The organism is Serratia aquatilis (genome assembly GCF_044865145.1).
Classification (GTDB): domain Bacteria; phylum Pseudomonadota; class Gammaproteobacteria; order Enterobacterales; family Enterobacteriaceae; genus Chania; species Chania aquatilis.
In genome coordinates this window covers 5,102,043-5,126,848 of sequence record NZ_CP173186.1, presented here as the reverse complement: position 1 = coordinate 5,126,848, position 24,806 = coordinate 5,102,043, and the positions used below count along the sequence as shown (strand labels likewise).

The 24,806-nt window shown below is 51.0% G+C and carries 22 protein-coding genes and 1 pseudogene; 5 read left to right on the top strand and 18 right to left on the bottom strand.

Annotation, left to right across the window (positions count from 1 at the left end):
* Positions 1–47: 47 nt before the first annotated feature.
* The 16 genes from SAQUA_RS23330 to uspA form a co-directional block, all read right to left on the bottom strand.
* A complete protein-coding gene (locus SAQUA_RS23330; protein ID WP_380679827.1) occupies positions 48–506 on the bottom strand; it encodes a putative T6SS immunity periplasmic lipoprotein in 459 nt (152 codons plus the stop codon).
* 139 nt (positions 507–645) lie between these two features.
* Positions 646–1,152: a type IV secretion protein Rhs gene (locus SAQUA_RS23325; protein WP_380679847.1), complete on the bottom strand. Its 507-nt coding sequence runs from the start codon at positions 1,150–1,152 to the stop codon at positions 646–648.
* A gap of 244 nt (positions 1,153–1,396) precedes the next feature.
* A complete protein-coding gene (locus SAQUA_RS23320; RefSeq protein ID WP_380676927.1) occupies positions 1,397–1,888 on the bottom strand; it encodes an Hcp family type VI secretion system effector in 492 nt (163 codons plus the stop codon).
* Positions 1,889–1,891: 3 nt separating this feature from the next.
* Positions 1,892–3,634, bottom strand: a complete 1,743-nt coding sequence (locus tag SAQUA_RS23315; RefSeq protein ID WP_380679823.1) for an OmpA family protein — start codon at positions 3,632–3,634, stop codon at positions 1,892–1,894.
* Between the two features lie 3 nt (positions 3,635–3,637).
* Positions 3,638–4,318 carry a type VI secretion system protein TssL, short form gene (tssL, locus tag SAQUA_RS23310; RefSeq protein ID WP_380679820.1) on the bottom strand — a complete coding sequence of 227 codons (681 nt, stop codon included), beginning with the start codon at positions 4,316–4,318 and terminating at the stop codon, positions 3,638–3,640.
* Positions 4,315–5,652: a type VI secretion system baseplate subunit TssK gene (tssK, locus tag SAQUA_RS23305; RefSeq protein ID WP_380679817.1), complete on the bottom strand. Its 1,338-nt coding sequence runs from the start codon at positions 5,650–5,652 to the stop codon at positions 4,315–4,317. The genes tssL and tssK overlap by 4 nt, the downstream gene beginning before the upstream one ends.
* Before the next feature lie 11 nt (positions 5,653–5,663).
* Positions 5,664–7,217 (bottom strand): type VI secretion system contractile sheath large subunit, encoded by a 1,554-nt coding sequence (tssC, locus tag SAQUA_RS23300; RefSeq protein WP_404413108.1) that lies wholly within the window; start codon positions 7,215–7,217, stop codon positions 5,664–5,666.
* Positions 7,218–7,240: 23 nt separating this feature from the next.
* Entirely contained in the window at positions 7,241–7,738 is a 498-nt protein-coding gene (gene tssB, locus SAQUA_RS23295) for a type VI secretion system contractile sheath small subunit (RefSeq protein ID WP_380676143.1), read from the bottom strand.
* 880 nt (positions 7,739–8,618) lie between these two features.
* A complete protein-coding gene (locus SAQUA_RS23290; protein WP_380676145.1) occupies positions 8,619–9,224 on the bottom strand; it encodes an SIS domain-containing protein in 606 nt (201 codons plus the stop codon).
* Positions 9,224–10,861 carry an FGGY-family carbohydrate kinase gene (locus tag SAQUA_RS23285; protein WP_380676147.1) on the bottom strand — a complete coding sequence of 546 codons (1,638 nt, stop codon included), beginning with the start codon at positions 10,859–10,861 and terminating at the stop codon, positions 9,224–9,226. The genes SAQUA_RS23290 and SAQUA_RS23285 overlap by 1 nt, the downstream gene beginning before the upstream one ends.
* 16 nt (positions 10,862–10,877) lie before the next feature.
* Positions 10,878–11,831 (bottom strand): ABC transporter permease, encoded by a 954-nt coding sequence (locus tag SAQUA_RS23280; RefSeq protein ID WP_380676149.1) that lies wholly within the window; start codon positions 11,829–11,831, stop codon positions 10,878–10,880.
* Position 11,832: 1 nt separating this feature from the next.
* Positions 11,833–12,822 (bottom strand): ABC transporter permease, encoded by a 990-nt coding sequence (locus tag SAQUA_RS23275; RefSeq protein WP_380676151.1) that lies wholly within the window; start codon positions 12,820–12,822, stop codon positions 11,833–11,835.
* Positions 12,815–14,314 carry a sugar ABC transporter ATP-binding protein gene (locus SAQUA_RS23270; RefSeq protein ID WP_380676153.1) on the bottom strand — a complete coding sequence of 500 codons (1,500 nt, stop codon included), beginning with the start codon at positions 14,312–14,314 and terminating at the stop codon, positions 12,815–12,817. Before SAQUA_RS23270 ends, SAQUA_RS23275 begins: the two co-directional genes overlap by 8 nt.
* 143 nt (positions 14,315–14,457) lie before the next feature.
* Positions 14,458–15,444, bottom strand: a complete 987-nt coding sequence (locus SAQUA_RS23265; RefSeq protein WP_380676155.1) for an autoinducer 2 ABC transporter substrate-binding protein — start codon at positions 15,442–15,444, stop codon at positions 14,458–14,460.
* 337 nt (positions 15,445–15,781) lie between these two features.
* The gene (gene gdhA / locus SAQUA_RS23260; protein ID WP_380676157.1) at positions 15,782–17,125 is read right to left on the bottom strand and encodes an NADP-specific glutamate dehydrogenase; all 1,344 of its coding nucleotides are present in this window, start codon (positions 17,123–17,125) and stop codon (positions 15,782–15,784) included.
* A 186-nt stretch (positions 17,126–17,311) separates the two neighbouring features.
* Positions 17,312–17,746, bottom strand: coding sequence for a universal stress protein UspA (uspA, locus tag SAQUA_RS23255; RefSeq protein WP_380676159.1), 435 nt, complete (start codon positions 17,744–17,746; stop codon positions 17,312–17,314).
* Between the two features lie 658 nt (positions 17,747–18,404).
* Between uspA and uspB the strand changes: the two genes are divergently transcribed.
* A complete protein-coding gene (gene uspB, locus SAQUA_RS23250) occupies positions 18,405–18,740 on the top strand; it encodes a universal stress protein UspB (RefSeq protein ID WP_380676161.1) in 336 nt (111 codons plus the stop codon).
* Positions 18,741–18,803: 63 nt separating this feature from the next.
* Here the strand turns inward: uspB and pitA are convergent, their stop codons facing one another.
* Positions 18,804–20,309 (bottom strand): inorganic phosphate transporter PitA, encoded by a 1,506-nt coding sequence (pitA, locus tag SAQUA_RS23245; protein WP_380676163.1) that lies wholly within the window; start codon positions 20,307–20,309, stop codon positions 18,804–18,806.
* 303 nt (positions 20,310–20,612) lie between these two features.
* On the opposite strand from pitA, the gene SAQUA_RS23240 reads away from it, so the two are divergent.
* From SAQUA_RS23240 to fetB, 4 genes are all read left to right on the top strand, one after another.
* A complete protein-coding gene (locus tag SAQUA_RS23240; protein ID WP_380676165.1) occupies positions 20,613–21,806 on the top strand; it encodes an NAD(P)/FAD-dependent oxidoreductase in 1,194 nt (397 codons plus the stop codon).
* 380 nt (positions 21,807–22,186) lie between these two features.
* Positions 22,187–22,555 carry a hypothetical protein gene (locus tag SAQUA_RS23235; RefSeq protein ID WP_380676167.1) on the top strand — a complete coding sequence of 123 codons (369 nt, stop codon included), beginning with the start codon at positions 22,187–22,189 and terminating at the stop codon, positions 22,553–22,555.
* A 441-nt stretch (positions 22,556–22,996) separates the two neighbouring features.
* Positions 22,997–23,674: an iron efflux ABC transporter ATP-binding subunit FetA gene (gene fetA / locus SAQUA_RS23230; protein WP_380676170.1), complete on the top strand. Its 678-nt coding sequence runs from the start codon at positions 22,997–22,999 to the stop codon at positions 23,672–23,674.
* A complete protein-coding gene (gene fetB / locus SAQUA_RS23225) occupies positions 23,661–24,434 on the top strand; it encodes an iron efflux ABC transporter permease subunit FetB (protein WP_380676172.1) in 774 nt (257 codons plus the stop codon). The genes fetA and fetB overlap by 14 nt, the downstream gene beginning before the upstream one ends.
* 95 nt (positions 24,435–24,529) lie before the next feature.
* On the opposite strand, the pseudogene SAQUA_RS23220 reads toward fetB, so the two are convergent.
* Positions 24,530–24,781, bottom strand: a pseudogene (locus SAQUA_RS23220) (inosose isomerase); the annotation flags it as partial.
* Between the last annotated feature and the right edge of the window lie 25 nt (positions 24,782–24,806).

The window sequence follows — 24,806 nt, the reverse complement described above, 5'->3', positions numbered from 1 at the left end:
AACTCGAATTTTTGGGTATAGCTGCCGCAAAAATGGGATGTTTCGATTTACGGCTTATTTATCGAGCTATAAGGTTTTGAAGTTTCTGTATCCGTAAGGGGGATGCTGTAAATATGGCTATTTGAAATTTCCAATCCGGCAACTATTTTTCTGGGGGGATTTGCCTGTTGTTTATTAGTTAAAACATATTCAACAATAAACTGCCCTTTATTTGGGAAACGGTAAAATGTGGGTGGTAGACATAAATACCCGGCAGTTATGCTAATGTTGGGATCGAAGTAAACGTTTTGTTGTTTGAATTTAGTTCCCCTGGGATTTATCGCGATATATTCCAGATACAGACCATCTGCATCCGGAACCCCAAAACACACCTTATTACCCTCGGTGCTGACCTTGGCTTCTTCATCAACGCGCAGTCTATCCCCGAGACCAGGGCATCCAGTTAATATCATTGCTAAAACAAGAAGTAGGGTTGATAGAAAAAAGCGCGGCCTCATGCTTACCATGGGAACCCCTGCAACATTTGTTTATACTCGTCATACTTCAAGTTGCATGTGCGTTGGCTTTCCTCGTTCACCCCAGTCACTTACCGGAGTAAGCTCCTGGGGATTCACTGCGTTGCCGCCTTCCTGCAACTCGAATTATTTAGAGTATATATTTCCGTTGTATTATTGCTTCGGTGACGTCCCCATCTAAGGTGATAGTTTGGTCTTTTCTCAAGCGAAGCCAGCCATGGTATCCCTCTTTTTGCAATGAGAAATTATCCGCAATAATCTGTGCCTGCTGCTCCATTGGATATTCACTCAAAAGGCGGCTATCCAGCTTATATCGGTAACTCACGATGCCACTGATTAATCCTCTGGTAATAACATTCATGCCGTGTCTGCGTTGCCAAACATGACTCATTTCATGAATAAACAGATGTTGAAGAAGAGGAGTCGTTATTGAAAAATCATCCCGATACCAGATGCGAAAATACAACTCACCATTCGGTGTCATGGCAGTATGCGTATTTTGCAGGTTAAAAGGCAGATAACTGTCCCTATGGATCCAGACAGTGTGATACTCGATAGTCGATCCAAAAACTGATTGCGCCAGCGCTATCTCGCCAGAAGTCAGCAACCTGACGCCTCCTTCTTTCAATTCCGCCATTTTCCTTCTCCCTAAGCAAACATCAAACTCCAGCACAATGCCCGATTCCTCGTCCCATCCCCGCGCCAGTGTGGTGAAGAGGTGGTTATATTGCCAAGGGTGCCGCGCGGGCACGCTACCGCCCATAGCCGTTTCCCGCGAACAGGAGACCAAGGCCCATGCGGTCAGAGGTAGTGCTTTTTTCAGCGCGCCCGCGTACGGGCGCACTGAAAAAAGCAGACGGCGAACCGTCTGCTTTGAGGTATTACGCGGTGGTACGTTCGTTCCAGGAATCGGAATGGATGATGTTGCCGTCTTTGTAGGTCCAGGTGATTTTTTCGTAGCGCAACTCAATCTGTTCCAGATGGTTGTGCTTCTCTTTGGCCGGGTCCTTGATGTCGTGCATTTTCGGCGCGATCTTCACCAGCTTCACGTTCTCCAGCGTGGTGTTGAAGTACTCCACCTCCTGGCCTGCGTCGTTGATTTTGTACCACTTGAACTCGGCGGATTTCAGGGTCTGGCCGGTGGTCACCGCTTTGTACAGGTACGGGCTGGATGCATCGATCTCCTTGGTAAACAGGAACGGGGTGTGGATACGGGTGCCCGTCAGTTTGCCGGTGTTGTTGTCGGTGGGGATGTACAGGCTGTGGTCTTGTGCCACTACTTCGATGCTGCCTTCGCGGTCTTTCACATCTACCGAGCCCTTGATGTCCGCACCGCCGTCATCCTTCAGCCAAAGATAAACAGGAATTGCCATGGTTCACTTCTCCATTTTTGAGGTTATTGCGCCATCCCTAGCCGATGACGCGCTGAGTGCGCCTGCTGCCTGGCAGGCATCCGCCTGGGGCAGCAGACTGATTTCGACACGGCGGTTGGCCGCGCGGCCCGCCTCCGTCTGATTGGTTGCCAGCGGTTGGCTGGCGCCAAGGCCCTGCACGGCAAAGCAACCGGGGGGCATGCCACCGGTTTGTACTAGCCAGTCGCGCACCGCTTCCGCACGCTTGAGCGAGAGTTGTTGGTTGGTTTGCGCATTACCGGTGCTGTCCGTGTGCCCGGCGATCACAATCAACCAGCCGGGCTTGGCTTTGATGTTGAGCAGGGCGTTCTGCAGTACCTGGGTAGAGGCGGGTTTAAGCATGGCCTTGCCGGTGTCAAACAGCGACAGGCTGTCCAGCCGCAAGGTTTGCGGGGCCTTTTCTACAGTGGGCAGCGTGGGGTGAGGTGTTGCCGGCGACGGGGAAACCCAGTCGCTGATGGCGGCTTGTAACGCTGGGTACAGCACCATGCCCTGATACAACCCTAGCCCTAATGACAGAGGGGGCCCCTGCCGTTGATAACGGGCAAGCTGTTGTTCATCCCTGCGCAACTGTTGTTGGGCCAACGTTTTGGGTTCCGGCGGACTGCCCGTGAGGCGATGATAAAGCGCCAGATCGGCACCAATACTGCGGATCAAACGGTGGTTGTTGGCAAAACTACTCAGCAACGCAGTCATGAAAAAGAGGGCAACTATACCGCCCACACTAAGCTTCAAGTGCTGTGCCGGTGTCAGCCCTTGGCGAACGGGCAACAAGGGCAGCAGGCAATCCGGGAACGGTAATCCCATGGCTGTTGAGGCATTGTCGGGTGAAAGCGCGGGAACGAGCGTAGTGCGTTGGCGGATAATACGTTGCCAGAGGTTGTTCTCTACACCGCATAGCGGGGTGAAAGTCACGGCGATGGCGGTGAGTGGTACCGCTGGCAAGCGTGTTTGCGGTTGGCAAAGCTCATCAATAATCACTGCTTTCAGCCAGCCGAGTAGCGCATCCAGCCACAACATCTGAGCCATGCGCCATTGTCCATCACCCTGTTGCCCCCAGCGTGCCAACGTGAGGCAACCCCCATCCTCGGCATACACGTTGATGTCTTGAGAACGGTTTTCCCCGTCATAAACAAACCAGTCGGCAGGGGCCTTTTCTGTCACCGTCATGCCGTTAACATAGCCACAAAGCACAATGGCCGGGACGCGAGAAAGCTGACGGCGGGAAAAAGCAAACTGCATCCGCCACTGACGGATCTCGCCACGAAGTTGCGCTTCATCCTGATGGCATTCGGGGGCAATGCAGAAGGCGACGGACAATTGATTGAGTAGCGCCGGGGCTGTTGCGGCGATCCACTCGACCGCCAGCGCAAAAGACTCCGGCGTTGGCGTATTGAGATACCAGCCCTGTTGGGTCTGGCGGGGAGAGTCCTGGTCTGAAAACATCAAAGAACCCGCGCCGCATACTAAAACCAGTGCGCCATCAAACCCGGTTGCTGGTAATTGCCAGGTGGCACTCTGCTCAACGGTGCTTTGTAACTGGCGGGATTGCCTGCGTACCCACATGCAGCCAGCGATCACCATCAGTAGCAGAGCACAGGAAAGCATAACCCGGTGCTCGGTACTCAGCGGCAGAAAACCCCAGACGAGCAGGGTTGCCAGCGAACCAGCCAGCCAGCATAAGGCAGACCTTGCGTAGCCAGGCATCCGTTACCCCTTCGGCAGTATCTGTTGGAGATACTGCTGCAACGACGCATCCAGCCCCCACCACATTGCACCCAGCAGCGCAATACCGCCCAGCCACCACAACCAGACTCGCTGTCTTCCACGCCGTGAGCGGCCAGCAGGCAAAACCAGGGGTAAATCCTGCAACAGGCTAAACGGCGGTACCCGCTGTGCCAATCTATCGCGTACCTCATCACGTCGAGCGGGATCTTGAGCGCCGTAGCGGCCATTGAAGCCAAGTTGAAGAACGCGGTGAAAGCAGGTCAGCACCGCGATATCGGGTGTAGGTTCATTCAATACGCCACGTATCTTGTCCCATAGCTGTTCACCGGCTTCCAGCGTATTGAAATATTGGGTTTGCAAGGGGGACTTTAACCACTCGCGATATGCATCGTCCTGCTCCTGCCGGTTCATGACGCTGGCGTCCAGCAGTGCACACTGGGCGTATAGCATGTGTTCAATGGAGGCAGACGAGACACCTGCCTCTTGTAGTTGCTTACGCGCCTGGTCCACGAGGGCACAGGCTTTGCGGTACAGTTCGCGCCCTTGCGTGACAACCGTTCCGTTCCGTAGCTGGCAGACCATCAGCCAGGTATCGGCAAACAGCAGGTCAATGTTGACTGGCTGCTCAGGTTTCTCTGAGAAAGTTTGCTGGGTATTTGTCATGAGCGCAGCACCGCAAAGAGTTCGAGCTGGATATCCCCCAGGGTGCCAGGCACGTAGAACACGCAGGCACCGGCTGCCAGCATGGCCTGAGCCGCTGGGTGATTAAGCTCGAGAGCAAAGTATTGATTTTCCAAGCGCAGGGGGATGGCGGCAGGCACCCGGGTGAGCGCTTTCAACGGGATCCCACTAAGCGCAATGTTAATTACGTTGTAGACATCGTCCGGGCTACCGGCTTTGCACAGCAGCGGGAACTGTGTCTGTACCTGATACGCAGGCAGGGTTGAGCGCACGGACAGGTAGAAGTCTGCATCCTCACGCAGACGAGCATCGTGCAACGCCCCTTTCCAGAACAGGTCGTCATGCGTCAGTTCAATGGCAATCACGCGTGAGGGGAGGCTGGCTTCCAACAGTTCACTCAGCAGTGACAATAGGGGAGGAAACACACTCTCGGGCGTGGTGTGTTGATAGACAGGAATGGCGCTGGTGTCATGCTCCAGTGAAAAGGTCAGCAGGCTCCCGGCTAGCCGGGCGAGTTCACGGTACAGCAGTTCAGGATGTAAACGCGGGTTCGCCAGCAGGTCGTCCAGTACCGGCTCATGGCTATTCAACGCATTAAGCAGCCAGAACAGGGACACGTCGGCCACGGCAAAGTCAGCCATACGCTGGTTGCTTTCACGGCGCATTGCCATCAGGCGCGCCCGTTTGGCTTTGAGGCGGTGGGTCAGTTGGCGCACAGACTCCAGCAGCACGGCGCTGGCAGAAAGCGCCATCATCGGGGGGATAAATTGGCGGTCAAAAGACCACTGCCCCTGGCCGTTGCGGACAAGGCGAGCCACCGGCAATGTCAGGTACTCTTTGTTCTCTTCATGGGCGTAGCGCAGCGACACAGCATGGCGTTGCACGGGGATCTCAGTCAGTTCTTGCCCTGACAAATCCTGTACCCTGACCCACTCACGTAGATAGCGGCGTGGGTGTTCACTGTGACCGGTTTCGTCTACGTTCCCTCCGTTGGCTTGTAATAACGGCAGTGCCAGCACAACATCGGCGATATCGCGATCGGCCAGTGAGGATAAATCACCGGCCAGCGGCAGATTGTCGGCAATGACGGTATCAATCAGCGTGCCATCCTGAAAACGAACGGCCAGTTGCAGGGCACTTAGCCGGGAAACGGCAAGGGCGCTTTCATCAAACGCGGCATGTAATACCCCCCACGGATTGGCCAGTGCCATATGTGCCAGGCAATCCATGGCATGAGCATCCCAGCGTGTTTGTTGCTGGAATAGTTGTGGGGCCAAAAAGGCCCCGTCGCTCCATAACGGACGATAGATTTTCATTCTGTCTCCGTTTACGCCTTCGCTTTCGGCATTTGTGATACCAATGACAGATCCACATCCATGCCTTCCACCTGGAAGTGCGGCACCGCGTACAGCTTCACGCGGAAGAAGCCTGGATTGTCTTCGATATCTTCCACCGTCACCTTCGCATCCCGCAGCGGGTGCGAGGCTTGCAGGTCATCACCCGGATCGGTCATCTCCGTCACCAACCCACGAACCCAGGTGTTCAGCTCCAGTTCCAGCAGGCGACGATCTTTAGTGGTGCCGATGTTTTCACGCTGGATCAGCTTCAGGTAGTGGGCTATGCGCGACAGCAGGAAGATATAAGGCAGGCGGGCGTTGATGCGGCTGTTGGCCGTCGCCTCCGGCGTGTCGTACAGCGCCGGTTTTTGGGCCGAGTTGGCGGAGAAGAAGCAGGCGTAGTCGCGGTTTTTGTAGTACGACAGCGGGATAAAGCCCAGATTGGCAAACTCGAACTCGCGGGTTTCGGGGATCATCACTTCGGACGGAATTTTCACCTGGTTGCCGGTGCCCAGGTCATACAGGTGGATAGGCAGGTCGGTGACCGCGCCCCCCGCCTGCGGGCCACGAATTTGTACGCACCAGCCGTTCTGAATGAAGCTTTTCACCATGTTGGCGGCGAAGGCAAATGACGCATTGGTCCACAGGTATTTCTCGTGGTCCGGGCCTTTCACCTCTTCGATGTAGTTGAAGCTGCGCACAGGCACGGTGTCCGGCCCATACGGCAGGCGGCCCAGCACGCGCGGCATGGTCAGGCCGATGTAGCGGGCATCGTCGGTTTCCCGGAAGGATTTCCACTTGATATATTCGGCGCGGTCAAAGTAGTTGCCGATGTCCTTGATGGCGGCAACGTCTTCCATCGATTCCTTGAGGAAGAACGCCGGGCCGACGGCACCGATAAACGGCATGTGGGCCGAGGCCGCCACTTTGGAGAGATTGCGCAGCAGCGCCACGTCCTGCGCGCTGGCATCGAACTCGTAGTTGGAAATCACCGCGCCAATCGGCTCACCGCCGGGGGTGTCGTATTCGGCAATGTAGGTCTGTTTGTACAGGCCGCTCTGGATGATTTCCGGGCTGTCTTCAAAATCCTGCCGCAGGTCTTCCTTGGCAATATCGAGGATTTCCAGCCGCACGTTCTGGCGAAAGTCGGTTTTGTCCACCAGGGACTTCAGCCCACGCCACAGGGATTCGACCCGCTGAAAATCGGGGTGGTGCATCACCGCATCCAGCTGGCGGCTGATTTGTTCATCCAGGCTGGCAATGTGGTGGTCCAGCAGGGTTTTGTCCAGCTTGTCGACCGGGGTGCCGGACTGCTTCAGGCGCTCAAGAAACACCTGCATCGCGGCAGTGATGCGCTCATCGGCGCTGGCATCGGACATCGCCTGGTTGTCCTGCCAGACGTTAAGGTCACTCAGTTGGTCTACCGGGTTGAGATTGATTTTTTCAAACAGGGTGGCGTACATGCCCTGCGCAGGCGGGGCTTCTTTTTCCAGCGTGGTGGCGTTGCCGCCTGCGGCGTTTTTCTCTTGTACAGTCATCATCATCTTCCTTTATCGTTCCTGAGCCATTAACGGTCTTGCGGGGCCAGTGCTGCCAGTTCAGCCCGCAGTTCGTCGCTCAGTGCCTCATCGCGCAGGATGGCTTCGAGCTCCTGTTTGAAGGTGCGGTTGTCCAGCAGGTTGGATTTGAGGTCGCGCAGCAGATTGCGCATCGCCAGCATGGCGCGCAGTTGTGGGATTTGGCGGGCCACCTGCTCGGGTTCAAAGTCTTTGATGGCGGTAAAATGGAGGTTGACCGCGGTGTCGCTGCCGTCACCGGCAAGGGTGTCAGGCACCGAGAGGGCCAGTTGCGGGTGGAACTCAGACAGAACGCTGTCGAAGTTATTCTTGTTGACGTTGACCTTTTCGCGCTCCGACAGCGGGCGCTGCTCCTGGCCATTGCTGTAGTCGCCGACCGCCAGCAGCTTCAGCGGCAGCTCGACTTTCTTCTGTGCGCTTCCGGTGTGCAGACTTAAGCGAATATTTACGCGTGCTTTAGGGACTTCGTTTTGATAGGAGTTTGACATGGCTAACCCTGTTCAACGGAAAAAATGAAGAACGGTCTGCCCATGGAAATGAACATAAGAATGGCGAACCCTGCCAGACAACAACTTCCTTTTTAAGACAACCAATAGGGTCACAAGCCAGCACATTCATCACAAGATAATGGCAGAGCGCTGTGGAGATTGGTTTCATCGAAAATATAAACAAATATTAATGAAACAAACCGGCGACAGTGTAGAAATTTTGATCTAAATGGTAAAATTTAATTACGTAACAAAATATTGCAAAAAGATTTTTCCTGAGTACGAATGTTTGTGATGGCTTACTTGATATTTTTGTTTATTACATTTAATTCAATGAATTAAATGGTTATTTAAAGTAAATTAATGACTTGTAAACGTAAATTGATACGGTAAAAGAGATGTTCATAGATGATTGATGGCTTTAAGAAACGCAATTTTTATTTGCAAAATTCACCGATGTGTATTCGACTTACGTTACAAACATTTATATATTGAATGTATTTCTATCATTAAAGTTAATTGATATTTATTTATTGGATTGAGAATCAGCGAGTGAGGGCGAAATTGCGCAGGCCGCTGAGTAATTTGAACGACAGTGTATCTCTGTGGGGGAAGCAAATTAGCCAATTGGCTGGGGATGAGGCTGTGTCTTTAAAACGCAGCCTCAGACTGCTGACAAACCCCGTTATTAGGGAGAGCGTGCCGATGGGGTCGTAACGGCGTAAGCCGTCGGAGCGCCCCTCGGTGCGCTAGGCCCGGGTATCTCGGGTCAGAAGGCGACTTTGTCATCAACCTCAGGCTGTGTCTTTAAAACACAGCCTGCTGTTTGACCTCAAAGGCGGAGGTAGAAGGGGCACCAAGCTCTACTTACTGCTTTGGCTCAGCCTTGGTTTGCGGTACGTAAACTTTTTCCCACGTCACCGCCAGGGTGAACCGACAATAGTCTTTCCTTACTGTATCCGCTGCGCTCCATCAGGCAGGTACAGGCAGCGTCAAATATTGCCAGTACCAGCACGATGGATGTTGTTGCCAGCATGTTCAACGGATCAATTTCGTTTTGTATGCCGGTGCGGATCACTAAGTGGGCGGCGCGAGCGATAGCAGAATCGGGGTTCTCCGTCACGCTGATGATGCCCACACCCTTACTCTGTAATGTCGGCAATAAACGCGTCAGTTCATCTGAGTTACCGCCACGAGAAATCAGAATGATCAGATCGTCAGCACGCAGGAAACCGAGATCGCCATGAGCAGCATCGGTCGCATTCAGGAAGATAGCCGGTTGTTCTACGCAGGCTAACATATGGGCAACCTTGCGTGCTGCAATACCAGAAGTCCCCACCCCGGTTACCGCAATTTTCCCTTTGCACTCTGCCAACAGCGTCAACAGGCGTTGCCAGGTTGCCGCATCAAGACGTTGTTCCAACTGTGCCAGTTCACGGCTGTAAACCTGCCAGGCCGCGCTCGCGCGTTGCCAATCTTGCTGCATCAGGCATCCTCCTGCATCAGTTGGCGGTACTTCATGTGGTCGTTATACAGCTCATGGAAGACGCGGTATTTACGGTCGTAATAGGCTTTGATTTTGTTGGTTTGTGGCGTCACCGTTTTACCGATGCGGCTCATGGCACTCATTGCTTCCGGCAGGGTTTCGAACACACCAGCGGCTACGGTTCCCATCATGGCGCCGCCCAACAACATGGCTTCACTCTCTTCAGGCAATAACATGGCGCAGCCGGTGGCATTGGCGTGCTCCTGTACGAATAGCGGGTTTTTGGTACCACCGCCGCTGGCCATGATGGTATCAATGCTGTAGCCACTGAGGTTCATAGTCTCGATAATGTGCCGGGTACCGAGGGCGATGGCCTGTATGGTTGCCAGATAATGTAATGCCATGTCTTCTGGCGTGCGTGAAAGTTTCAGCCCGGTTAGTATGCCTGTCAGTGTCGGGTTGGCTCGTGGCGAGCGGTTGCCGTGGAAGTACGGCAACATGTGGATATCTTTGGTCAGGAAGGCGATCTCCTCCGGCTCCCCGGCCATACGGCGTAGGATGGCATTCAGCGCTTCGTAAATGGTCTGGCCGTTGGCTTTGGCCTGTACCAATAATTCCGCATAGCAAGGGTGAGATTGGATCATATGGTCAATCAACGCACCGGTGGCTGATTGCCCACCCTCATTTAACCAATACTCTGGCAAAACGGCTGAGTAATAGGGCCCCCAAATGCCCCCGATGAAGCGTGCCGTGCGTGACATCGCCATATGACCGGTCGACGTTCCGCCAATCATGGCGATGCGACGATTGAAGTCGGCAACCTCACCGGAAACGCCTGTTGCGCCAAGGGTACCAAGGGTTCCTGCATGGGCATCGATGATTGAGACGCTGACGGCAGTACCAGCAATCAGCCCCATTTCGCTGGCCGCGCGTTGGGTTAATCCATAGCCAAGCGGTTCTCCCATCATTTTTACATCGCTACCGATCTTCTGCGCGTCGTGCTCCAGTAAGTCTTCCAGCCCAATCTGTTTAAAATAGCTTTTATCCCAACGCTGTTCGTGGCCGAGATAGGTCCATTTACAGACGGTGGAGCACAGTGAACGGGTGGCATCCTGCGTGGCACGCCAGGTGAGGAAATCCGGTAGATCAAACAGATACCCGGCGTTAGCCCAAGTGGTTGGCATATGCTGTTTTAGCCACAGAAGTTTGGGGGTTTGCATTTCTGGCGAAATAATCCCGCCAACAAAATCCAGCACCCGATGCTTGGTGGCGTTAATACGCTCCGCTTGTGTGATCGCGCGGTGGTCCATCCACACAATGATGTTCTGCTCGGTGCGGCCTGAAGGGCTGACAGTCAGCGGTTTGCCTTCCTTGTCCAGAACGACCAGTGAGCAGGTGGCATCGAAGCCCAATCCTTTCACCTGGATCGGGTTGATATCTGCCTGATTAACCGCATCGCGCACCGTATTGCATACCGCCTGCCAGATATTGTCGGAGGACTGCTCAACAAAGTCTGCTTTCGGGCGGAACAGCTCTATGGCACGGCTAGCCTGGCCAACCATCCTGCCATTGAGATCAAACACGCCTGCGCGTGCACTGCCGGTTCCTACGTCTACGCCAATAAAATAACTTGCCATCGTTTTTCTCCCGAAATCAGGCCTTTCGATTTTGTAATGCGATGAATAAGATCAGCACGCCACCCCACAATGCCATAGTCAGGTAGCTACTGACGCCCAGCAGATTGAGACCGCTTTCCAGCATTTGCAGTACGATCAGCGCTAGCACCAATCCAATAATGCGGCCAAATCCTCCATCTGGATTAATTCCACCGAGTACCGAGGCCAGAATGGTGACCAGCAGATAAGATTCGCCATAGCCAGCTTTGGCCGAGTTGAACTTTGCCATCATCAGCAGTGCGGCTCCCCAGCCAAGCAGAGCGGAAAGGATATATACCGCAATTTGCACGCGGGCAGTATTCACACCACTGAAGCGTGTTGCCTGTTCGTTGGAACCCACAAGATACAAACTACGGCCCAGCGTGGTGTGTTCCAGTAGTACCCATAGGCCGACGGCAACCAGCAGGAACAGCAATAACGCCACTGGAATACCTAAAATACTGCCGTTACCGAGGTACTGAATCACCTCAGGGAAACCGGAAATCACCGCACCGTCTGACAGCAGGATATTCAGCCCGGTGATGAGCGTCATGGTGCCGAGTGAAGCGAGAATAGGAGATACCCCTATCAAGGCAACCAGCACACCATTAAGTGCACCAATAGCAACGGCGACGGCCAGCCCGGCTAGCAAAGCCAATCCCAGAAAGAGAGGCTGATCCGGGTGGCTGACGATAATCGCCGCCATCACCAGTGAGCAGGCGTTGGCTCCGGCGATTATTGACAGGTTGATGCCACCGGTAAGCATGGTGATCCCCATACCGAGTGCCAGCATGCCGAGGATGGGTAACTGCGAGGCGATCGACTGGAAGTTACCGGCGCTGAAGAAGCGTTGGCCCAGTAAAACAGCAAACAGCAGCGCGACAGCAATGATGATCACGCTTTGCAGGCGGATGATCCGATCTTTGGGGAGCAAACGGGTTAATTGCGTCATGTTAGATCTCCTTGGCCAGCTTGCGTTTTTCATTCCAGGCGGTGGAACTGATGCTGATCAGAATGATCGCGCCGCTGAACACCTGGTGCCAGTATGACGAAACGCTGAGCAGTGTCAGGCCGTTCTGCAGGAACGCCAGTAATACCACCCCCAACATCGTTCCGGTCAATGAGCCCCGCCCACCGGTCATGCTGGTGCCGCCTAGTACCACTGCGGCCAGCACCGTCAATTCAAAGCCGAGCAGTGAATTGGGGGCTACCGACTGGGTTATTTGCGCTTGTACCACGGCAGCAATACCCGCCAGGATGCCCATGTAGCCATAAACGTAAAAATGCAGGCGCAGCAGGTTCAGCCCAAGACGTGACGCGGCATCACGGTTGCCCCCCATCGCGAAGATCTGGCGGCCAAGGCGAGTGAGATTCATCAGCACACCGGTGACGATAATCACCGCTGCCAGACACAATAGCGGTAGCGTCAATCCATAGTCATAGCCATCGCTTCCTTTGAAAGAGAACCAGTTGATGCCATCCATAAACCAGTCCGGGAAGCCGTACAACCAGGTTCCTTTGGTGATGTAGACCAATAATCCGTAAAACAGATTCAGCGTGGCAATGGTGATAATAATGGCCGGTACTTTCAGCCAGTACACCAGGAAACCATTCACCAGACCGAGCAGCAAGCCACACCCGATTGCCATCGCAAATGCCAATGGGAAGCTGCCGCTGTGTTGGATGATCCAACTGGCCATTACATATTGCGCAATGGCGGTAATGGCAGGGAATGAAATATCAATACCGCCAGCAATCAACACCACGAATAACCCACAGGCGAGAATGCCGAGAATGGCATAACTGGTAGCCATGTCAGTCAGGTTGCCGAGCGTCAGGAATCCATCGGTGCTCACACTCAGCCCAATGGCCAATACCAGTACCAGCAGGCCAAGATAGAACTCATGCCGCCCGGCCAGGCGGGCAAGAAACGACTTATCCATTCACCACCTCGGCGATCTGTTGTTCGGTACTATGGAGCGGCGAGAATTCGGCGATCAGTTCGCCTTTGCGCATCACCAACACCCGATGGCTGTTGTAATAGGCTTCCGGGATCTCATCGCAGATCATCAACACTGCCATGCCCAGTTCGGCCAGATCTCTGGCGATCTGGTAGATACCTTCCTTGTTGGCGATATCGACCCCCACCGTAGGAGAGTCGAGGATCAGGATCTTCGGTTGGTTTGCCACCCATTTGGCGATGGCGATGCGTTGGGCATTACCACCGGACAGTGTTTTGACAGGTAGACCACTGTCGGAAACCTTGATGTTGAGATCGCGGATCAGTTTATTCACCAGATCCTTGGCTTTCTGATGATCCAGCAGGCCGATTGGCGTATGCAGTTGATCAAACACCGTCACGATGGTGTTGTCGTAGATCGATTGCTCCATGATCAACCCTTGCGTCAGACGATCTTCAGAGACGTAGCCGATGCCGTGCTTCACGGCTGCGCGATTGTTGTGCAGCTGCACTGGCAGGCCATCAATCTTGATTTCACCGCTATCAGGCCGAGTCATGCCGAAGAGGCTCAGACACAATTCGGTGCGCCCGGCGCCCAATAGCCCGACGATGGAGACAATTTCGCCACCGTGCAGCGCCAGATTGACATTATGGAATTTGCCGCGTCGGCTAAGGTTGCAGACTTCAAGCCGTGGCGTACTTTCCTGAGCCGGGCGCGCGGGTAATTGGCTGTAATGGAAACGTTGGCCGGTCATCAGGAAAGCCAGTTCGTGGCTGTCCAGTTCACTTGCTGGATAAGTGCCAACCAGCTTGCCGTCGCGCATCACACTGATACGATCCGCCACTTCCATCACTTCATCCAGGCGGTGGCTGACAAAAACCACACAAATGCCAGCGGCTTTTAGCTCATTGACCACCCGTAGCAGCCCATCCACTTCCTGGCGTGTCAGAGAGGCGGTTGGTTCATCCATAATTACTAGCCGAGCTTCAGCCGCGATAGCGCGGCAAATGGCGACCAGTTGACGATCGGCAATAGAGAGTTTCTCTACTTTCTTGTCTGGATCGATACTGACACCCACGCGATCCATGGCAGCCAAGGCCATTTCTCGCATCGCTTTTTGGTGCACCCAGAAATGCCCGCCGGGCAGGTAGCGATGAATAGCGATATTCTCGGCTACCGTTAGATTCGGGAATAACGATAGATCCTGGTAAATAACCTGGATGCCGTAATAACCTGAAAGCTGTGGCGTCAGCGAATGGAACAGTTTTCCCTCCAGCGAGATATTGGCGCCTTTCTCTGGCTGATATACGCCAGAGATGATCTTAATTATTGTGCTTTTACCACAGCCATTTTGTCCGGCCAGGCAATGCACTTCGCCTTTATTCAGCGCCAGGTTTATCTGGTCCAGTGCCAGCACGCCTGGAAAGCGTTTACTGATGTTTTCCAGCGTGATAAATGCGGTGGATGAAGTCATAGCTATTAACCTATGCAGGTTTATACCGGTGATTTTTCAAGCCGGGTATATTTCGGTTTAATTGTGGTAAAGCCAACCTGTTCCCCCTCCTCGGAGGGAGAGGGTTAACAGTTAATTTCCCGGTGTGGCTAAAAAGATAAAAATTAAAAACCAAGTGATTTGGCGTTGTCTTTGGTTACCTCAAGGATCTTGTTAAACCGAATCACTTTCTTGTCCATGTCGACATCTGCTTTGCCCAAGCCATCAATCGACAAGTCTTTGGTCACTTCTTTGCCTTGCAATAACTGGTCGGCAACGGTGACCAGCGCATACCCAGCGTCTTTTGGATCCCACAGCAGTGCTTTCTTGATATCACCACGCATCAGGTAAGGTGCAGCCTGGGCAGGCATCGCGATACCCACGACTGCAACCTTATCTTTGGCTCTCTTCTGAGCAACTGCCTGACCTGCACCAATTGGGCCGAGTGAACCAAAGCCGATGATGCCTTTCATTTGCGGATAGGTTTTCATCAGATCCAAGGTAGTAGCGAAGGACTTGTCTATGCTTTCCGCTACCGGCAGGCGAGACGTCACTTCAAACATCTCCGGATACTTTTCTTTCTGATATTTGATGGCGGAATCCGCCCAGGCGTTATGCAAAGGTACAGTTAAAGAACCGACGTAAATCGCATATCCACCTTTTCCATCCATGTTCTTCGCCAACTCATCAATATTGGCCTGAGCATATTTTTCGCTGTCGATGGTTTCGATATCCCACTGGCCAATTTGCTGGTCTGGGGATTCATGAGTCAACACGACGATGCCTTTGTCGCGTGCCTTTTTCAGCACTGGCTCCAGCACTTTGGCATCGTTAGGCACTACGATGATGGCGTTAACGTTTTTGGCGATCAAATCTTCGATAACCTTGACCTGAGCTGCTGGATCAGGAGTTGAAGGGCCCGTTTGGTAAGCATTTACGTCCAGCTTCTTGGCCGCTTCGTTCACGCCCACTTCCATACGGTTGAACCAGGGAATACCGGTCACTTTGGCAACGACGGCGATCTCATACTTTTCCGCTGAAAAAGAAGGTGTTGTTGCAAACATGCACGCAGAAATCACACATGCATTCAATAATGCGAGGTTAAATTTCATAGTTGTACCTTTTGATCTGTAGGGTGTGGTGTTTTTCCACGTTTGCAGATTACAAAGAAAAGGAAGGGGGAACGTAACTGAAGTTGAACTAATGTGACATAAGCCCATTTATGTAAAAATAAAGGCTTATTTACGTTAATTAAAGGTTAATTAAATTTATGGTGGTAATTTTACTACGAATAAATTACCGAGTATTAACTTTAAATTATATATTTTTTAACAAAAATGGCACAATTTTAAGTGTGGAAGGGAAGCAGATAGGTCAAAAACTGCCGGCAAAACTGCCGGCATTGAATCATTTGAAATATTTGTGATAACGATCACTACGGAGGAAGGATCAGAGGACACCCTGAGCCAGCATCGCGTCAGCAATTTTGACGAATCCGGCAATGTTGGCACCGTGCACATAATGTGTTTGCTTGCTCTCGCCACCGTATTCGACACAGGCCTGATGGATATCAGCCATGATGTGGCGTAAACGGTAGTCCACTTTCTCGGCTTTCCAGTTGAGGCGAGCGGCGTTTTGCGCCATTTCCAGACCTGAGGTAGCAACACCACCAGCGTTGGCTGCCTTACCTGGAGCAAACAATACACCAGCTTCGAGGAAGGCATCGGTGGCTTGAATTGTCGTTGGCATGTTGGCACCTTCTGCCACGGCTTTTACCCCGTTGCGAATAAGTACCTGTGCCGCTTCAAGATCCAGTTCGTTTTGCGTAGCACAAGGCAGGGCGATATCTACCGGTACATTCCACGGTTGCTCGCCTGGCAGATAGGTCAAGCCACGTTCGCGGGCGTAGTCAGCCACCCGGCCATAACGCTGGTTTTTAATATCGGACAGATGTGCCAGTTTTTCGGTAGTGAAGCCAGCCTCATCGACCACAGTACCACCGGAGTCGGAAACGGTGATCACCCGAGCATCCAATTCCAGCGCTTTCTCAATGGTGTATTGCGCCACGTTGCCAGAACCGGATACCGCGACACGCATACCTTCAAAGCCCAGGCCATGACGTTGCAGCATGGAATCGGTGAAGTAGACCAGCCCGTAACCAGTAGCTTCTGGGCGAATCAGGCTTCCACCGAATGACAGACCTTTACCGGTAAATACGCAGCCGGTGTTGTTCGACAACTTCTTCATCATACCTGCCATGAAGCCAACTTCACGACCGCCTACGCCAATATCCCCTGCAGGAACATCAGTATCCGGGCCCAGATGACGGTAAAGCTCGGTCATCAGTGCCTGGCAGAAGCGCATGACTTCGCCTTGGCTTTTACCTTTAGGATCAAAGTCTGAACCGCCCTTGCCGCCGCCCATTGGCAGTGTAGTCAGAGCATTCTTGAAGGTCTGTTCAAAGCCGAGGAACTTAAGAATAGATGTGTTAACCGAAGGGTGGAAACGCATTCCCCCTTTGTACGGCCCAATAGCTGAGTTGAACTGGATACGGTAAGCGCGGTTAACCCTAACCTTACCCTGGTCGTCTACCCAACTGACGCGAAACTGAATGATACGTTCAGGTTCTACCAGACGCTCGAGTAATGCGTAGTCACGATAATGAGGATTGCGCTCGATAAATGGCCACAGAGAGGTGAAAACCTCCCGTACTGCCTGCAAATATTCTGGTTGGTGAGAGTTATGGCGCTGTAATGACTTTAGAAAGGATTCTAATGACGCTGCCTGTTCCATTGAGATAGCTCCTGTTTAGCATTTTATTTCCCCTATTTTTATAGATGTGGATCACAGTTGGGGAGGATGTTGTGTCTTTATCGACTATATCATTGGGGGGCAGTTGTTTAACAAGAAATAAATAAGGGGAATAGCATGAAAAACGCCTGCATCGCGCAGGCGTGGGTAAAACATGTTTGCAAGCGCTTACTTTTCTTCGTCGCGCAGCGGCACTATTAGCATGTCAATGTGGACAGTATTAATCAACTGGCGGGCAGAGGACATCAATTTGCTCCAGAAATCCTGGTGATGCCCACACAAGACCAGATCAACCTCATATTTATTGATGGCATCAACCAGCACTTGCGCCAAGTCACCACTACCGCTCAGGGTTTCGGAAATTGGATAGCCAGCATTTTGCGACAGCTCGGTTAAGGCGTGATGGGTTTCTTCAGAGATACGTTTTTGCATATCGCCAAGATTGACATCAATCAAGCCGGTATACAGGTCGGAATAATTCACATCAACGTGGATCAGGGAAACCTTGGCATTGTAGGGCCGTGCCATTGATACTGCTTTTTCAACCAGTATCTTGCTTTCCGGTGAGAGGTCAACCGCAATCAGAATGTGTTTGTAAGCCATGAGAATACTCCTTCCATATAATGCCGGTTAAAGGGGTTGCAGGCATTCAGATGTTTCATCTTGGCGCTTCGCCTTACCTGCATAGTACCATCCAGATAACAGTGTGATATGTAGGGGCGATCACACTGTGTCGCATCAATATAACTGAACGCTTTCAAGCTGCAGCGTGGGGGCACTTGCTTGTGCTTATCTGCATCACGAAATCCGTAGGGTAAAAAAACATCTCCGTTTTACTATATAGTCTTACATGGGTGTAACAAAAAACACCATTACTGGTAATTTTATTAACGTTTTGAATTATAAGCATGTCCGAGCAAAGCATAGACCAATTTTTCTAATCGGGTTGCCAGTACCGTATTTGCCGGAGATTGCATCACGGTGAGAAATTGATTGATTGCGATAAATTTTACGCAGCATTTGGATCTGTTTGCGTTTCATTCTTCTACAATAGTGAATGTGGGCTCCATTCTTTCCGCTTTCGGCCTCTGGGCAGTACAGTTAGTTTCTGGCTGGCCGCTGATGGTTGATGGTTAAAAGGGGCATTGCAGGGTTTATAAGATGCTAGGAGGATGGGAGCCAAAGGCTCCGGCAGCATTGGTGGAGGTAGGGCCGTTGGCCCGGCGGTTTGCCGGGATATCAACGCCTTGAGGGGGCAATCATGATTAGTACCGTCGCGCTGTTTTGGGCTCTGTGTGTGGTATGTGTAGTAAACATGGCTCGGTATTTCTCTTCTCTGCGTACGCTGTTGTGTGTCTTACGCGACTGTGACCCGTTACTGTACCAATACGTTGATGGTGGAGGGTTCTTCACTTCCCACGGCCAGCCTAGTAAGCAGATACGGCTGGTGCGCTACATTTTCGCGCAACGTTACAATGAGCACCATGATCCGGAGTTTATCCGCCGCTGTCAGCGTGTGCGCGGGCAGTTTGTGCTGACATCCTCGCTGTGCGGGTTGGTTGTTATCAGCCTGGTAGCGATGGCGATTTGGTATTAATGCCCGGTCGGCAAGGTAAAAAAATGGCGGCTCAGTGGCCGCCATTTTTACCTGGGGAAATGGTTAGATCAGTTTAAGAGCTATCCAGTACAGGCTGCCTGAAAGCACAATCGATACTGGCAGTGTCAGTATCCATGCCAAGGCTATGCTCTTCACTGTTTTGCTCTGAACACCACCACCATCCACGATCATCGTACCGGCAACTGCCGAAGAGAGGACGTGGGTAGTAGAAACCGGCATCCCGGTATAGCTGGCTACGCCAATAGACAGGGCGGCAGTCATCTGAGCCGACACGCCTTGAGCGTAGGTCATACCTTTCTTGCCAATTTTTTCACCGATGGTTGTCGCTACTCGCCTCCAACCTACCATTGTGCCGAGGGAGAGTGCCAAGGCCACGGCAACAATAATCCAGATTGGTGCATACTCAACTGTCTGCAGCAGATCCGAACGCAGTTTTTTCAGGAAACGTTGGTCTTCCGCTGAGATTTCTGGCAACTTCGCTACTTTATCTGCGGTATCCGTTACACACATCAGTAGGCGGCGCAGATGGCTACGCTGGTCTACCGTCAGTTGATCGTAACTTTGCAGATTATTCAGTAGGTCAAGTGAATGTTCTACGGCAATCAAGGCCCGTGAACTATCACAATGGAATTCAACCGGCTGACTTGGTGTTGGAGTTGCCTCTTCAGGGGTTGGTACCAGTGGCTTTTGCTTGACGACATGCGCAAGCGAATCACCATGCTGTTGGTAGAATTGCTGTAGGTGAACTACGGCATCATGCGTCCGCGATATGTCATAACCGGTCGCATTCATGTTGAGCACGAAACCTGCAGGGGCAACACCGATCAGCACCAGCATAATCAGACCGATACCCTTCTGACCGTCGTTTGCACCATGAGAGAAGCTCACACCAATAGCGGACATGATCAGAGCAATACGCGTCCAGAATGGCGGCTTGCGTTTGCCATCAACTTTCTCGCGTTCTGCTGGTGTCATGTGAATGCGCTGACGTTTTTTAGTATTGCTCCAGAAACGGCGCAATACAAACACCATCAAACCGGCAATCATCATCCCGACGAGCGGAGAAAAGATTAATGACAGGAAGATGCTGATCATTTTAGGAACGTTCAGCGCGTCAACTACGGATGTACTAGTTACCAGCGCATTGGTTAAACCAACACCAATGATGGCACCAATCAGCGTGTGTGAACTGGATGCTGGCAGGCCAAAATACCAAGTACCAAGATTCCAGATAATCGCCGCCAACAACATGGAGAAGACCATGGCTAATCCGTGTGCTGAACTGACGTTCAACAACAGATCGGTTGGCAACAGGTGAACAATGGCGTAAGCGACACTCAAACCGCCTAGCATAACGCCAAGAAAGTTGAACAAACCCGCCATTACGACCGCAAGTTGCGAGCGCATAGCACGGGTGTAGATTACAGTAGCAACCGCATTGGCCGTATCATGGAAGCCATTGATAGCTTCATAAAATAATACGAATAACAATGCGAGAATTAACATTAGGCCGGTATGAAAATCCAGGCCAGCGAACAAATGCAGCATAAGCGTTACGCCAGGTTTGTGGACATGAACGCCGCGCATTATCGGCGACAACCGGGGCCGGGGAAAAGGAAAATATGACGTTTTTTTGATTTCAATGTTACAAAGCGGCATTAAATTCTAAGTAATCAAAACAATTTCAGTACGTTACTAGTATTTACACGCGTTAATATTTTCTTACGTTGGCATTGGTGCATCGATGCATTTACAATCCTTCGCCGTCGTTTTTAAGGTGTACAGGCAGCGAAAAGGCGTAAAATTCGTCTTTCTTGCTGCGATTTTGATTTATTGCTGGGAGAGACTCAGGTGGAACAGTTTGATGTTGTCGTCATTGGCGCGGGGGCTGCGGGGATGTTTTTTGCGGCGCAGGCGGGGCAACTAGGTTGCCGAGTGCTATTACTCGATAACGGTAAAAAACCGGGCCGCAAGATACTGATGTCAGGTGGTGGGCGTTGTAATTTTACCAACATGTATGTTGAGCCCGCAGCCTATCTCTCCAGCAATCCCCATTTTTGCAAATCAGCATTGGCCCGATATACCCAATGGGATTTTATCGATCTGATAAATCGCCACGGTATTGCCTACCACGAAAAAACCTTAGGGCAGCTGTTTTGTGATGATTCAGCACAGCAAGTGGTCGATTTGTTAGTCAAAGAGTGCGAGCTGGGGCAGGTAGTATTTCGTCTGCGTAGCGAAGTATTGAGTGTGGAAAAAACAGCCGATGGCTTTGAGTTAACACTCAATGGTGAGATGGTGAGTGCTCGCTCACTTGTCGTGGCAAGTGGTGGGCTTTCTATGCCGGGACTGGGGGCAACTCCTTTTGGCTACAAAGTGGCTGAACAGTTTGGTTTGAACGTTTTGCCCACCCGTGCTGGACTGGTGCCTTTCACGCTGCATAAGCCGCTACTTGAGCAATCTCAAACGCTTTCTGGAGTCTCTGTTCCTGCTGTGGTTACGGCGGAAAATGACACCAGCTTCCGTGAAAGCATTCTGTTTACTCACCGTGGATTGTCTGGGCCTGCAGTTCTGCAAATTTCCAGCTACTGGCGACCAGGTGAGTTTGTAAGTGTTAACTTACTGCCTGAGCTAAGTCTGGAGGAGTTCCTGAGCGAGCAACGGCTAGCACATCCCAACCAGAGCCTGAAGAATACGCTTGCCTTGCATATGCCAAAACGTTTAGTGGAGTTCTTGCAAGGTTTGGGGCAACTGCCAGATGTAACGCTCAAGCAACTAACATCAGCACAACAGACAGTTTTGATCGAAAACTTACAGAATTGGCGTATACAACCCAACGGTACCGAAGGCTACCGAACTGCGGAAGTAACCTTGGGGGGCGTTGACACCCGAGAGCTCTCTTCTAAGACGATGGAGGCAAGCAAGGTGCCTGGGCTGTACTTCATTGGTGAGGTGGTGGACGTTACCGGATGGTTAGGGGGGTACAACTTCCAATGGGCCTGGAGTTCTGCATGGGCTTGTGCACAGGCTGTGGCTGGGCATTAAAGTCCTTGTGAAAAGGATTGGCAGCATAGTGTCAGATAACCCCTATGCCTAGGCTGTGTCAATTGCCCGCCAGCGGCTCTCGCGTGCGGTTAAGGGACACAGCCTAGGTTACTTCCAGTTGCCGGCAGGCTGCAACTGAACGACAAATCAGCTCACCACCTTCACGCAACTCGTATTACTTATAGTAAAGGCTCTGCGGATTGCAGGTGAATTAGAAACAGGGTTTCACTATTAGCAAGATTCTTCACCGTGAATTGATATAAAAGCCTTAACTATCTTTATGCAATGTGACCTAAATCAATATGTCGTTTTCGGAAAAAACTATCGTGTCATGTGATAGCTGTCTGGCCTAACGGTCAGGTTTTAGTTATGAGTAGTAAATGGTTTTTAACTTACTGTTTATTAATAATATATTGGCAGGTTGGAAAGTTTTGAGGAATGCTGTTATGCCATGGAGTCGTGAAATTCAACAGGCAATCAACTTGTTACATGCGTGCCAACACCGATATGCGGACAATCTTCCTTGCCCAGCCAGGGGGGATGAACCAGGGGCGTGTGGTACCTGTGCTGATAAAATTATGCCATCGATTATTCTGCTTAACGCTTTTGCCGATGTACTTCCACAGCATCAGGAATTACATCGTGTTGGCATTAGTCTTGAGGAGAGGGGCCTTATCAAGAAACTGGAGCAAGGTGAGAGTTATAGCAAAAAAGCATTAGAATATTTACGGTTGCAGATCGATTCATAGCGTGCCACTGTATGGGAATAATCTAATTATACCATTGCCTCAATATACCTTTCATTTTTAAATGACATGAGTTTTGGTTGCAATTCCTTGTGCTTTGCCTCTTTGATAGCACTTGTTGCCTTTACGCAACTCTCATTCATTAAAGTGTAAAATCACCCTTATTTAAATTCAGTTGGCAAGCTTTTTCCCTTCAGGGGGGCAAAATGAGACCTATTCCCCTATCCAGCTTATAAAAATCCCCTATTGACCAATGGCTTGAATCAATCAATGAGCAAATTCAAACTCTTGAGTTATTTTCTTAATTCGCTTGGTTTTTTTTGGGACCCCTTGAATTGGCAATAAAAACTTGTCTGGGGGAATATGTACCTTGTAGATGACAACCCTTAAAGTTAATGAGGATGCGGTTTAAATGGCGAAATGTCAGGTAAAACAGGGGTAATAATGAAGAATTACAATGAAATACTGATTTTGGATGACATTCATTATCAAATAGATGACACCTTAATACTAGATTCCATTTTTTTCAAACTGAAGTTGGGCGAGTTTAAACTGATTACCGGGCCTTCGGGGTGTGGCAAGAGCACGTTGCTGAAGATCGTCTCATCTTTGATAAGTCCAACCAGGGGGAAAATTATTTTTGGCGGTAGCAATATCGATGATATTGCCCCAGACGAATACCGCAAACAGGTTTCTTACTGCTTCCAGACCCCATCTCTATTCGGTGAAACCGTCTACGACAATCTGGCGCTGCCCTACCAAATCCGTAAGCTGAAACCGGATGAAAAGAAAATGCAGCAAGATCTTACGGATTTTTCTTTGTCTGGCAGTATTTTGAAGAAAGGTATTAACGAGCTATCTGGCGGCGAGAAGCAACGTATCTCATTAATCCGAAATTTACAGTTTATGCCAAAGGTGTTGTTGCTAGATGAGGTCACAAGCGCACTTGACCAAGACAACAAGCGCAGCATTAATGATATGGTCCATCGGTTGGTTTCCGAACAGAATTTGGCGGTGCTATGGGTTACACATGATGAAGACGAAATCGCCTATGCACATGATGTGATCACCTTGCGGGCTAATAGTCCGGTTATTAAGGGGAAAACAGATGAATCAGCATAGCATCACCAATGAATCCTTAGGGCTCTCGATGATTCTGGTCATTGTAGCCATTCTTATCAGCCATAAAGAAAAGCTGGCACTGGAAAAGGAGATCATCTGGAGTATTTGCCGTGCGATTGTACAACTGATTATCGTTGGCTATGTTCTAAAGTATATATTTGATTTAAATAATGAAATACTGACCATTCTGATGGTGTTATTTATCTGCTTTAATGCCGCATACAATGCAAAAAAACGCAGTAAATATATAGACTATGCATTTACTATCTCATTTGTTGCCATTACTTCTGGAACGGTGCTGACACTGTTAGTGCTGGTGTTAACAGACTCGATCGCGTTTACCCCTATGCAGGTTATCCCCATTTCCGGCATGATCGCAGGTAATGCGATGGTTGCAGTAGGGTTGTGTTACACCAATCTAGGGCAGCGTTTTAAAGGGGAACAACAGAAAATTCAGGAAATGCTTAGCCTGGGTGCATCCCCGAAGTTTGCTTCTGCGGCACTGATCCGTGACAGTATCCGTGCCTCTCTTATCCCGACGATAGATTCTGCTAAAACGGTTGGGTTGGTAAGCCTGCCTGGGATGATGTCAGGATTGATCTTTGCTGGAGTTGACCCAGTGAAAGCCATCAAATATCAGATTATGGTGACTTTCATGCTGCTTTCTACCGCTAGTCTGTCAACCATCATTGCCTGTTATTTGGCATACAGGAGATTTTACAATCAGCGTCATCAATTGATGACCCGTGCATTGAAATAACTGTTTTTGACACTAAGCCTGATGCACTAGGCTGTGTCCCTTAATTGCACGCGAGCGCCGCTGGCGGTCATTTACGCACAGGGCAAGGCGTGAGCCAGTAGAGCCTGGTCTTCCAGCAAATTGAACATTCCTAGAGCATTGATGGTAACGATCTTAATGTTGTACTCGGTTGCTAACGCATTCAACTGTGCGTCACTGAGGTTATCTGCCACTTTGCCGCCCGGCATATCGTTACGTAGTTCAACTTTGCTCAGCCCACAACGTTTTACTAGGCGGAAGAAGTTTTCCAGCGTGAGATTGGGGGCGATCTTTCGGCTAACACAAAAGCGTTCCAACGCAATGACCATGGTGCGTTATTCCTGGATTTATTCG